Source organism: Sporosarcina newyorkensis, from assembly GCF_900167515.1.
GTDB classification, from domain to species: Bacteria; Bacillota; Bacilli; order Bacillales_A; family Planococcaceae; genus Sporosarcina; species Sporosarcina newyorkensis.
On the sequence record NZ_FUYJ01000012.1, the window covers coordinates 1 to 12,612 of the forward strand.

Annotated in this window: 10 protein-coding genes and 1 pseudogene; 5 read left to right on the forward strand and 6 right to left on the reverse strand. The window is 39.7% G+C overall.

Annotation, left to right across the window (positions count from 1 at the left end; genetic code table 11):
* Positions 1-55: 55 nt before the first annotated feature.
* Together B5D59_RS17100 and B5D59_RS17105 are read left to right on the forward strand one after the other, a co-directional pair.
* Positions 56-622 (forward strand): helix-turn-helix domain-containing protein, encoded by a 567-nt coding sequence (locus B5D59_RS17100; protein WP_009497739.1) that lies wholly within the window; start codon positions 56-58, stop codon positions 620-622.
* Positions 616-1,449: pseudogene (locus B5D59_RS17105) on the forward strand (IS3 family transposase); the annotation flags it as partial. The gene B5D59_RS17100 and the pseudogene B5D59_RS17105, both read left to right, overlap by 7 nt.
* Before the next feature lie 87 nt (positions 1,450-1,536).
* Here the strand turns inward: B5D59_RS17105 and B5D59_RS17110 are convergent.
* The 5 genes from B5D59_RS17110 to B5D59_RS17130 form a co-directional block, all read right to left on the reverse strand.
* Positions 1,537-2,322, reverse strand: a complete 786-nt coding sequence (locus B5D59_RS17110; RefSeq protein ID WP_009498767.1) for a YqhG family protein — start codon at positions 2,320-2,322, stop codon at positions 1,537-1,539.
* The gene (locus B5D59_RS17115; RefSeq protein WP_078818774.1) at positions 2,276-3,862 is read right to left on the reverse strand and encodes a DEAD/DEAH box helicase; all 1,587 of its coding nucleotides are present in this window, start codon (positions 3,860-3,862) and stop codon (positions 2,276-2,278) included. Before B5D59_RS17115 ends, B5D59_RS17110 begins: the two co-directional genes overlap by 47 nt.
* A 140-nt stretch (positions 3,863-4,002) precedes the next feature.
* Positions 4,003-6,228, reverse strand: coding sequence for a YcdB/YcdC domain-containing protein (locus tag B5D59_RS17120; RefSeq protein ID WP_078818775.1), 2,226 nt, complete (start codon positions 6,226-6,228; stop codon positions 4,003-4,005).
* A gap of 126 nt (positions 6,229-6,354) precedes the next feature.
* Positions 6,355-7,794 carry a VWA domain-containing protein gene (locus B5D59_RS17125; protein ID WP_078818776.1) on the reverse strand — a complete coding sequence of 480 codons (1,440 nt, stop codon included), beginning with the start codon at positions 7,792-7,794 and terminating at the stop codon, positions 6,355-6,357.
* A gap of 5 nt (positions 7,795-7,799) precedes the next feature.
* On the reverse strand, positions 7,800-8,987 hold the full coding sequence (locus tag B5D59_RS17130; protein ID WP_078818777.1) for an AAA family ATPase: 1,188 nt from the start codon (positions 8,985-8,987) through the stop codon (positions 7,800-7,802).
* A 252-nt stretch (positions 8,988-9,239) separates the two neighbouring features.
* On the opposite strand from B5D59_RS17130, the gene B5D59_RS17135 reads away from it, so the two are divergent.
* Positions 9,240-9,968, forward strand: coding sequence for a Bax inhibitor-1/YccA family protein (locus B5D59_RS17135; RefSeq protein WP_009498773.1), 729 nt, complete (start codon positions 9,240-9,242; stop codon positions 9,966-9,968).
* A 154-nt stretch (positions 9,969-10,122) separates the two neighbouring features.
* On the opposite strand, the gene nadX is transcribed toward B5D59_RS17135, so the two are convergent.
* Positions 10,123-10,905 (reverse strand): aspartate dehydrogenase, encoded by a 783-nt coding sequence (nadX, locus tag B5D59_RS17140; protein ID WP_078818778.1) that lies wholly within the window; start codon positions 10,903-10,905, stop codon positions 10,123-10,125.
* A 189-nt stretch (positions 10,906-11,094) separates the two neighbouring features.
* Here nadX and B5D59_RS17145 point away from each other — a divergent pair, with 189 nt between their 5' ends.
* A complete protein-coding gene (locus B5D59_RS17145; RefSeq protein WP_009498775.1) occupies positions 11,095-11,604 on the forward strand; it encodes a sigma-70 family RNA polymerase sigma factor in 510 nt (169 codons plus the stop codon).
* 1 nt (position 11,605) lies between these two features.
* On the forward strand, positions 11,606-12,532 hold the full coding sequence (locus tag B5D59_RS17150; protein ID WP_245799563.1) for a DUF3221 domain-containing protein: 927 nt from the start codon (positions 11,606-11,608) through the stop codon (positions 12,530-12,532).
* Positions 12,533-12,612 lie beyond the last annotated feature (80 nt).

A 12,612-nucleotide genomic window follows, 5' to 3' on the forward strand; every position in this document is an offset into this window, starting at 1 on the left:
CTGACGTGCACCCCAAAAGTTAGAGTTCAAAATCTAACTTTTGGGGTGTTTTATTATGGCTAAGTATAGTAATGAATTTAAGATGATGATTATTCTTGAGTATCTCGATGGTAAATCTGGATATAAGACATTAGCCAGAAAATATGGTGTGAAGGCTGATACACAAATTAGGAATTGGGTGAAATCATACGAGAAGTATGGTGTCAAAGGAGTGTTTCGAAAGAAAAGTAAGGAAGTTTACCCTGTTCAATTCAAGCTCGATGTACTAAGCTTTATGAAAAGGACAGGTACTTCTTTAAATGAAACCGCACTTCATTTTGGATTAACGAATCCTCCTATGATCTCTTCATGGAACAAGAAATTCCTTGAAGGAGGTGCAGAAGCCCTGGACCAACCGAGAGGACGGCCACCCATGACGGATAAAGCAAAGAACGTTAAAAGCACTAGGACTACTTCAGAGAATGAAATGACGCGTGAACAGACATTAGAAAGGGAGAATGAACTCCTACGTCTAGAGGTAGCGTACCTAAAAAAGTTAAAAGCTTTTCAGATGGATCCGGACGGCTATCTCGAAAAGCACAAGCAACGTTATCATACGAACTCAAAGAAGAATTCCGACTGATTGACGTGCTTCAAATTGTAGGAATTCCGGAATCTTCTTATCACTACCATGTTAAACGGTTCAAGTTAGAAAATCCCAATCAGCAGATGGAGGAAACCATCCAATCTATTTTTGATGAGCACAACGGCAATTATGGGTATCGCAGAATCCACTTAGAATTAAAGAATCGTGGGATCCGAGTGAATCATAAAAAGGTGCAGCGAATTATGCGCAAGCTCGGATTGAAAGGTGCGAAATTCATTCGAAAATCACGCCGCTACAGTTCTTACAAAGGTACCATCGGTACAGTGTCAAAGAACCGAGTGAACCGACGCTTTAACACGCCAATCCCTTATCAAAAACTCACAACAGATATCACGGAGTTTAAGTGTGCAGATGGGCGTAAACTCTATCTTAGTCCAATGATGGATATGTACAACGGAGAGATTCTTTCCCACGGTATCAGTATGCATCCTACCCTTGATTTTGTGATGAAGCCGTTAGAAGAAGCACTTGATATCGTGAAAGATGCAAAATATCGCACGACCATTCACTCGGACCAAGGCTGGCACTATCAACATTCACATTGGGTCACTACACTTAAAGAACACCACGTGTTCCAAAGCATGTCCCGAAAAGGAAACTGTCTAGACAATTCGCCCATGGAAAATTTCTTCGGCTTATTGAAGCAAGAAATGTATTATGGTGAACCGCTTCGTACGTACGAAGAATTGGAACAAGCGATCAAGACGTACATTCATTATTACAACAACAAACGAATTAAACAGAAATTGGCTGGCATGAGTCCGGTACAATACCGTCTTCACACCAGCCAACTAGCTGCGTAATATAAAACTCTAACTTTTAGGGGTCACTACAACCGCCTTTCATGTCCCCGCTATTTTCATACTCCTGAAACTCTAATTCCAAACGAATTAATTACGTAGATAAAACAATCCTCCATTGACTATCTCAATTGTAATACGAGGTTTAAATCGTTCTTCCATCGCCTGTTTTTCAATCTCATAACATTCTGGTTTAACATCTTGTCCTTCATAAAAATAATCCAATACCGCTTGATCCTTTTGCCATCTCTTCTTCGATTCCACTGCCCAGTTTCGATCTTCTTCTCCAACAATCCTATCGATTACAGCATCTAACCGATCCAAAGCTCGGACAGGAGTAATGATATACGGTAAGTTAAAAACATTTTCAGGCGGCTCCATTGCCAAGTTCAAATTGTTCAGTTTCCCCTGGAATTCCTGGAAAACAGCTCCTGTCATCAAGTTGATGCCTAACGAATGAAGAGCCTCTTTCGTTTGTTGACTTCTAAATGAAATTTTATAATTTACACTCAACCATGGCGTCAAAACTGCTTGTTCGCCTTGTCTTGTTTGGAGCTGCTCATACATCTTCACATATGAACCCATATCCTTTGTTACTTGAAATAATTGATGAAGGCGAGGTGAACCTAAATGCACCACTTCACCTTTAACTCCTTCATTTAGCTGTTGAATATTCGTGATAAGCGTAATTTGTGCCGGATTAGGCGTCTCATTAACACTTTCTATATATCTCCAATAAAATGGACGGTTCATAATCTTTTTATCCATCTCCACCGTTAACTGGACAGTCATATAGTGTTCATTTCCATTGACAATCGGGCAATTATTTTCATTGAAGAATTGTCTTAGATATCCGTGGATTTGTTGCGGATACATGTACATCCTCCTCTGATTTCTTAGTGGTCTTTAAAATATCGTCGAGCTGCCCAACGACCTTTTCAAAAACCTCTATTTTCCGTTGAAGCACTCCCAATATATGATCCTCGATCGTATCTTGAATCGCTAAATTATATATGTGCACATCATGCTCTTGTCCCAGACGATGAACACGTCCGATCCTTTGCTCTAACTTCATCGGATTCCAAGGTAAGTCATAATTAATGACATGATGGCAAAACTGAAGGTTAATTCCTTCTGCTCCCGACTCAGTTGCAATTAACACTTGGGCATTTTGCTTGAATAGGTGCTTAATCCACTCTCGGCTGTTTTTGCTTAATTTACCATTAAATAAGACACTCGAAATGCCTTTCGAATGAAAATACTCACACAAGTACATTTGGGTAGCCCGATATTCAGTGAAAAGGATGACCTTGTCATTCGCCTTTATAATAAGATCCACTGCTTTTTCCGCTTTCGAATGAACCGATAGATTCCCCAGTTGCTGAATTACTTCATTCACATATGCTATTTCGTCCGTACTTCTGCAATCCGCGCTTAGTTTCTTCAAAGTACCAAGAGTAGCTTCCTGACTGCTGCACATTTCCCTCTGCAGAGTAATGGTTGAAAAAGCACCAGAAAATACGGAAGACACATCTTTTAACCCTGAAATAAGTTCGTAGGCTTCTCGTTCTTTGTCTGTAAACTCAACCGGGATTACTTGAACTTGACGATTTGTCCATTCAATCCCTGTATCCTGCCGTCTATTTCTGACCATTACTTGGTTAACCAATTCATTCAAGAAACTATCCTGCTCCACATCTCGTTTATTTGCGGAAAACGTAGATTTAAAGGTCTCGTAGGATCCCAGATGCCCTTGCTTCAATAAAGTGATGAGGTAGAACAATTCAAAAACATCATTTTGAATAGGCGTTGCCGTCAATAGCAAACAAAACTTCTTCTTTAGATTCTGCACAAACGTATAACTGATTGTTTTATGATTCTTTAATTTATGTGCCTCATCCACAATGATTAAATCATAATCCTGCGCATAAATTTTCTCTTTATGAGGACTTCGTTTAGCAGTATCCATGCTCATAACTACAACATCCAGATAATCCAAATCAAAATTCTTTCTATAAAGCATCGCTGGGATATGAAATTTCAGCTGCAGCTCCTCTACCCATTGATTGGCAAGCGATGCCGGAACCAAGATAAGTGCTTTTTTAACAAGACCGCGAATGAGGTACTCTTTTAAGATTAATCCCGCTTCGATTGTTTTTCCTAGCCCTACCTCATCAGCTAAAATTGCTTTCCCATTCATTTCCTCAATGACTCGTTCTGCCACTTCCAATTGATGAGCAAGCGGTGTTACATTCGGTAAGTATTTAAGTGACTGCAGCCCTTTAAAATCGGTAATTAAATTGTTTTTGGAAATATCATAACTCATCTTATACAATGTCCAACTATCCCATTGCTCACGGTTTTCCAGTCGTTCAATGAAGGCTTCTTGCCAAGCAGATGATCTTTCAATCAGCATTTTGTTCACCCCAAACTAAATTTTCATTTTTGTTAGGGTGTCCAAAAAAGAAATTCTTATGAAAACAAGTGACAAAAGCCAAATTGCTTTTGTCACTTGTTTTATTTTAAGGATTGATTGGACAGCATCACTCAAACAGCTTAGTGTAAATCTCTTCCTAAATCGACCATTGCATGAGCAAGACGAATTGTGGAGACTGCTAATTCTGCGTATGATACTTCCTGTTTTGGATTGAATAAATTTTTCTCCGTTTTCAATAATCCCATTGAGTTGGCGACCGCCACATACCCTTTTTTGTCAGTTTCAATTTTTTCAGTATCGTCAAAGCTTAGTTTATACATACTACTATCCTTAGCCGCTTGCTCAAGTCCAAGAACTCGTACATACCAAACTGCCAATTCTTCTCTTGTTATCGATGAGTCCACATCAAACTTCTTATCCGGTTTAATAATCCCCGCTTCGACTGCATGTTCAACTACAGAATACAATGGGTGCTTAACGCCTATATTATCGAATGTTTGAGTAGGTTCCTCTTGACCAAAGAAATAGTCTCCATGATGGAAGTAGGTAAGCGAATTCACAAGTACCTTCAATGCTTCTCCTTTTGAAACAGACGCATCTGCATTAAACTTTTCCACATCTTTTACATCCAGCACTTTCGAATTCAGTAGATAATTCAGCTCTGCTTCTGCCCAAGGATGCGAAATTGCAATTGATTGATCCGCATCAAATAGGTTATTCCATTTTCCTGTATTGGCATCCAGATAACTATACATATCTCCTTTAAATACAGGCACATAGATTAGATCATACTGGTTCCCTTTTTCATTTTGTGTTGGATTCATGTACATAAGCTTTAGGCTAAGTGCATCCTTCAACAGCGTTTTCGCCTGTTCGTCGCTAATCACTTTATCGCTTGACGGCCAATTCTCTATCTCCTGATAATCGATATTGAGACTATTGAGAGAACCATCTGCTCCGACACCAATGCTAATTTGATCACCGATTACGACTATTCCATTGACAAGTCTCGGGAATGAAAATTGATAGGTTCCCGTTCGTTCATCAAAGGAAGGGTCCTCAACCGGCATCCCATAGTTATGCAAATAAGAAGGAGCCCATTTTTTTGCGTATGCAATCGCTTTTTTCAACGCCTCTTGTTCGGTAAGTGAGTTCTCCGTTGTTGCATTCTTCTCCATTTCTCTAAGCAACTCTTCTTCAAAATTATAGTATTGAACGACTTCCCCTGTCTGTTTATTAATTTCTAAATTTGATCCGTGTCCTCCATTCGCATAATGGTACATATACTCAACACTGATGACGTCTTGACCATTATAATTCTGTGTCTCTTGAATAGATTCGATCGTTAATTTTACTTTGTCTGAAGTGACAGCAAGAAGTTGTTCGGCAATCTTCTTAGCTTCTGCTACCGTCACCCCTTCTTGTCGTGGAGAAAGCGGCTTCGCCGTCAGCTTTTCAATTTTCTTCTTCGCTGGGAAATTTGCTGTATATCCGTTTTGAGTCAGCCAATCCCCTGAAAGCGCATGTACCCCTTGCAGCCTGTTCGTCGGTTGATAAACGAGCTGCACATTGCGGTCACCCGTTTCGTAGTTATAATTAATTTGGTAGTTCAAATCCACAGACAAATGATCTTTTACTTTCTTTAACATCTCTTCATTAGCTTTAACTTTACTGACATCCGCAAAAGTGGAAGACCCCTGATTCTGTTGAGTTTTGTAGAAACCGCCGATTTCTCCATTTCCTAGAACGTATACTTCAATCATCTGATCCGCAATAGGTACTTGGTTTTTAGTTCGCGTGAAAGTAAACGAATAACGGATTGGTTCCGTCAATAACTGATTCGAAAAATAATTAGATGTGTCCGATTCTAATTGATAGTCTTTTCCATCAAGAAATTTCTTCATAAATCCTTCTGCAACTTTGCCGGCCTCTTCCTTTGTTACCTTTGCCGGGAACAGTGCATCTGCGATATTGGCAGGCTGATACGAGAAGTACTCTACTTCCAACTCTTCTCCAATAAATCCTACGTATCCATACAACCGCTTGCCGTTCAAAACTTTCGTGAATTGGAGATCATAGCGTATGGTTTCATCATCCGGAAAAATATGTGCGCTGCTCATTTGAAAATCACTAGCTGTCAGAAATTCAAATTGATTTGGGAATAGCTGCCGAAATTTCTGGATCAAATCCTCTTTCTTATAAGCAGTTTCTACGGAAGCTAATTGGATTCGCACCTTTTCTGGTTGTCCATACACAGTGGATGATGCATCGGCAATCGGTGTAAACATGCCAATAGATAAAACTGAGGAAGCCACTAGCGCGCTAACTTTTTTACTATTAATCAATATAATCCCCCTAGGAAAAAATGTTTTTTTCCAATTAAACAATTAGTTACACAAGATGAAATCTACATTTTTATGTAATTGGACAATACTTAAAGATGTTTATGTTTATCAGGGGGAGAACATTCCTTAAATTTCAAAAGCAGCAAAGCTTCCTTCTTCATCAAAGTTTGTCACATGTAACACTTTGTCTGAAAAGTATTCTGTTACATCTGTATGATTTCCAATCACGAGTGAAAGAACATTAAATTTCTTTTCTCTTTTCTTTTGATTAAATTCATTAAGAAAAGCTTCGCTGAGTTCATCTTCTCCATCGGTGATGAAAATTACATCCGCTTGTTTGAAACGGCTTTTGTTGATTACTTTCAACGTCTCATTCAACGGCAACTTGAAGTCTGTACCACCGCCCAGATAGGTACGCACCAGACGAATCAATTCAGGCGCTGTTATTTTTCCTTTTTCATATGTAAAGCTTTGTATGCTCGTGGAAAATAACACTACACAAAGATCTCTGCGTTGCTTTTTTGCGATGGCTAGTAGCGCTAATACGAAGCCTTTTGATTGGTTGTCCAGTAGCTTCATGCTACCGGACTGGTCCAAACAAATTACAATCGGACCTTTTCCCAACTGCTCACGCTTTTTCTGTTCGTATTGCATGATCTCTCCTTCTGCATAGCGACGTAGAAACTCATTCCTTACCGCAGGATGCGTATACAAGGCAAGTTCCATCGGAAGCAACCTTTCCAATTCATTCCCCAGCGTTACGTCCCTTCTTTCCATCGCAGCCGTATAATTCAGCTTTTGTTTATTCTGGGCAATCTGTTTGAATCGGCCTGCCCATTCTGCAATCTGCTGCATTTTGGGATCCGTCGCAATTTTCTCTGCCAAAGACAACTGATTACGTAATGGAATATTCTTTAAGTCTGCAGCACCTTTGCCCGCACTTAAGCCTCCCATTAAAGATATCAAACTCTCTTTTATCCGTATTGTTTCTTCCTTTGCTTCGTCTAATGCCTGTAAGAACCGGTCGCCATTCGTTTCAAATGTCAGCTGTAATTTCTCATCTAACTCAAGTGCAGCTCTTTCAAGTTCCTGTAAGGGCCCATTCTCTACCTCCTCTATTTCTTCTGATTGTTTACCCGGTAATTGTTCCCGTATTGCATTCAACAGCATCCCAAGCTCCTCGTCCTGCTGTTGTGAATCGTCCAACCACTCATTTATTTTTTCACCGAACTTCACGGTACAAATTGCAGCTGATAAGTCATCTAATCGTGTAAAGCGACGAAAGTTTTCGAACTGTTCATCGGACATGACCCTCTTTATTAGTGTTTGATTGGACTTCAATACCGCGTCAATCTCTCCAATAAGGATTCGGGGCTTCATCTTATACAAAGAAGCCCAAACATCGCTCAATAAAGGCTCCATCGTCGGCAGAATCCCTTCCGCTCTCACCTTTTGAAGTTCATCAGACATCTCAAATAGTTCCTTGAACCGTCGTTTGTCAAAAGCATCTGTATTCAGTACGGAACGTTGATCTTTAATTACTTTGCTTCTTTGCAAGAACTTCATCCTCCTTACATCCTGAAAAAGATACCACTCGACTTAACATTCTTATCCTTTTTCCGACCAGTATGATAAAAATATGCCGGATCCAGTGTGTTATTTTGGATCTCCTGGTACATTGATTTTACTTTATCGAGTACTTCGTCAATTTCCGACTTCCTGCTTTGGTTAGCTTCTTTAAGTTGATTTAGAGTAGACAGTAAATTATTCATTTTTTGAGTCGCTTCCATTCCTACTTCTGTTGAATGATCCCGAAATGTAGCATCTAGCACTTCTTCAGCCTCATTTTGTATGGAATCGAGCATTCGGACCACAGCGTCCTGTGCATGTCTGCGAACAATAATCGAGACGGTTTCTTTTTGATCGAGTGTTTCCCAGAGAGCGTGTTCAAGTATTAACACATCGTCAACCTGCACCGTTCTTCTTTGATTGATCAACGCTTTTGCTTGCAAAATGCATAATGATTGCTTGAATCTTCGGTCGGAAGGCTGAATTCCCTCGTCTTGCAGCTCTCTCCTGAGTTTCGCTAAGATCCCGTATATTTCATCAGGAATTACAACACGATCCGTCAATTCTTGAAGCTGCACTAAATCTTCCAACGTCATTGCCGGCATTTCTTTATTCTGTCCTGCATCTTTCATCATCGAGAGAAAATTCAATTCATCAGTAATGAAATTGATCTCGAAACGCAGAAGGAAACGGTCGAATAATGCTTCAAGACCTTCGCCGTCTTCTGGGTATTCATTGGAAGCACCGATGACGGACATCAAAGGAACTTCGGTAGGTGCGCTGTCATTATAGAAAAGCCGCTCATTAATCAAGGTCAGCAAACTATTTAAGATTGCAGAATTAGCCTTAAAGATTTCATCCAAAAACACCAAATGAGCTTCAGGCATTTTAGTCGCTGTATTCCGTTTATATATGCCTTTTTCGAGGTCTTTTAATGATAATGGGCCGAAGACTTCTTCCGGCGTGCTGAATCTAGTCAGTAACCATTGAAAGTATTTTGATCCTTCCACGATTTTCGCAAGTTCAGCAGACAAAGCAGATTTAGCTGTTCCCGCAGGTCCGATCAGAAGCACATGTTGCCTCGCGAGAAGTGCCACAAGAATTCCTTCCACTTCACTTTCGCGTTCATAAAACTTTGCATTCAATGACTGTCTGATTTCTTCCAACTTTAGTATATTTGTGTTCATCATTTTTATAACTCCTCGATTTGTTTGGTATGCAATTCGTCCTGTTGAATCGTTCTATATAACAGTTTGGTGGAAACTTCACCGATTTAACCTCATAGCTGCAATATATTTAGCGTCTATCATTTATCTGGTTAAACTTGATGCAATGTACGATATCTCCCACTTCTATTACACTTATCAAATTCAAATGAAACTATAAGAGATGTTAGTCGTATACTAAATAATTAAACTATTACTTAGAAAGGAATGTGTTGTATGAGATCATCCAACCCGAGTTTAGGGAAAGACACGTTTCGTGGACTAGAGGTTGATAGCGGTTCTACCATGACCATTCAAGGAACTGTGAATAAGACATTCATTCTGTTCTTGCTATTGAGCGCAACTGCATTCTTCACATGGACGCAATACTTTGCAGGCAAGGATATCCAAAGCCTGCTTTGGATCGGTCTATTGGGCGGTTTTGTAGTTGCTCTCATTACAATTTTCGTTAAAAAAGCAGCTCCTTATACCGCTCCCTTGTATGCATTGTTGGAAGGGCTTGTTATTGGCGGGATTTCTGCTATGTTCGAAACACAATTTGAAGGAATAACAACCCAGGCTATCTTGCTAACACTCGGTACTTTGCTTTCCCTCCTGTTTGCTTATCGCTCAGGATGGATCAAAGTGACTGAAAACTTCAAGCTAGGGGTATTTGCTGCAACGGGCGCCATCTTCTTCGTTTACATTGCCGACCTCATTCTTCGCTTTTTCGGGATGGGCGTCCCTTTCATACATGAAACGGGCCCTATCGGTATTATAATTTCTGTCGTCATTGTCATCGTTGCTGCATTGAACTTAGTTCTGGATTTTGATTTCATTGAAGAAGGTGTCAAACAACAGGCACCGAAGTATATGGAATGGTATGGCGCATTTGGATTGATGGTAACGTTGGTATGGCTGTATCTTGAAATATTGCGGTTGCTTTCCAAAATTCGAAGTAAATAAGTATATTTTAAACTTTAAAAAGATGAGCTCTTTACTATGTAGGCGAATGCCTAAAACTAGTTAAAGAGCTCATCTTTATTAATTGTATATAGATTCGAGTTTCCAAATCAATTTTAATCAGATTTTTCTTGTAGTATACATTCAGAAAAACCTATCAACTCCCCACAATAACCGAATTCCCTTTATTTCTTAAGGTCGATAAAATGCTCAACGCAGCGAGATAGCTTGTTTTCGGATTGTTGGGCATGGGTTCATTCTCGATCGTCAAACTCATCTTGCCGAAATCACCTATTGCTTCGATTGTATGCGTATTTCTTTTGACCAAAGGATCTGCGATGACACGTACTTTCGTTTGATCGGCTCCTAGCCCTGCAATCGACAGCAACAAGGCAACATTGACGTTTTTAGGGAATTTTTCGATAGCATTAAGCGCCATGCCGTCAAATAAACATTCTTCTTCATTTTTTAATTCCAAGCCCAATGATTCGTATGATTTCCTTGTCGTAATGCCGACTTCCTTCAATCCGCCAATCGAATTGGCCGATTGCAAAAGATCCAAACCGCCAATTGCGCCTGAAGGAAGATAAATATGCTGACCACAAACGCGTGCCAGGTCACTCATTTCCCGAAAAAACTTCACGTCTTTAAAGACCCCAATACTACTCAAAATGAGATCTTTGTTACTTCTTAAGACATCTTCCATATGCTGAATGGCCACTTCAATCGTAGCAGCTTCTATTACAATATCGACTGGGGAATTAATAAATTCCTGAAAATCCGTATAAAACTTTATGCCATATTTTGTTTCCAACCGGGAACCCACTTCTTGATTCCGGCCAAATAGTGAAGTAATCTCGCCTTCCAGTTTTCCACCGGCATTTATACTTTCCAATAAATACTGCGCTATGTTGCCGGTTCCAATTACTCCGATTTTCATTTCACAACACCTCTTTCTCTATTATACAGAACCTTCTCTGTTCCTCTAATGAAAGACAGCAAAAAGTGCATACTTCTGAAACGACTTGTACGACAGGCGTTCACACTATCGTTTAGCGTCTAGTTCCCCCTGTTTTAAAACTATTCCAACTCGAGCTTCGTTATAGTAGTAGAAAGGCGGTGATGGCAAATGGATTCAGTAGATTTGGAAAAAGTCATGGATGAATACGGGGAACATCTACTGAAAATGGCTTGTTTTTATTTACGAGATCGGGAAACGGCGAAAGATATCGTACAGGAAGTATTCATTTCTTTTTATGGCACAGCAAACTACGAGGAACTAGGAAAGATTCGCGCATATTTAACGAAACTGACGGTCAATCGCTGTAAAGATTATTTGCGAAGCTGGTCATTTCGTCATCTGCAATTTGGTAAGGACTGGATCGAAACTATACATAACGAACGTGATCCATTAATTTTGCAAGAAGAGAAAGCAAAGATTGCAATCGCAGTATTGAAGCTCCCCATTAAGTATCGGGAAATTATACTCTTTTATTATTATGAAGAATACAACATGAGAGAGGTTGCTCAATTCCTCAATCTATCGGAAAACACGGTGAAAACGAGAATGATTAAAGCACGCAAATTACTTAAGAACACGTTGTCATCTGATTACTGGGAGGTGCTTTCCATTGAATGAAGTGAAAAGAAGCTTGGATAGGATTGTTGGAGATGTTACTACTGATAAAGAAGAATTGAAACAAAGAGTTCTTTCTGGAAAAAGAAAGTCTAAAAGAAAAAATCCTTTTCCTTTAGTTGCTACTGTTATTGTTATGACCGCTGTTCTTCTCTTTACATTCAATGTGTTCCAAGGAGAGTATTTGAAAAAGGATGGCAGTGAATATGAAGTGAATGAGGAGCTCTATGATCTTCTTCTGAAAAGCGAACAACACGAAATTGAAGACCCAGATGAATTGCGCACTGTTGTTATGCAAAGATTAGTAGAATCAGATTCCTTAATCGAATATGCAAAGTCACTTGGCTACGAAGCAGATGAGCAAGCAATGAAAGAAGAATTAGCGAAAGAGCAGCAAACCTTTTTCGAGGGTTTCAATGAAGAGGAACTGAATTCAGTCGAACAAACACAGCTCGAAAATTTCGGCTATACTTATGAACAATATTTTCAAACGATTCATAAGCATACTATTCAATTTACTGCGGCCGTGGAATGGCTAGATCATAATCCTCCCGCAGAACACACAACACAGCGTGAAGTGCTAGATGCCTTTCTAGGAACACATGCGGATGTGATCACTGAATTTATGGAGAAGAAACAAATCCCTCCTGCCGATCCTTCTTCTGTATACGTAGAGTTTGAGGGATTAGTCGCAGCTATCGAAAACCGTCGAGTATTGGTTGTCCAAGGAGTGGAGAAAGATCAAATCGAAGGAATGTCGGCTGAAGAAATTCAAGATGCAGCGTATGATTCCGCTTGGTTTGAGTTTGATGAAACGATTGAGCAACTTGCACTATATAGGCAGATTAACGTAACATTTGATCCATTGTCGTATCCAGTCTCTCAAGCAGAACAAGAAAAAGTGTTTGAAGATGTGAGTGGGTGGGAATAAGTGAACAACTTACAAAAGCGTTAACTCCTCATTAGCGGAGTTAACGCTTTTTATATGAAATATCCTATTTTTTCTCAATC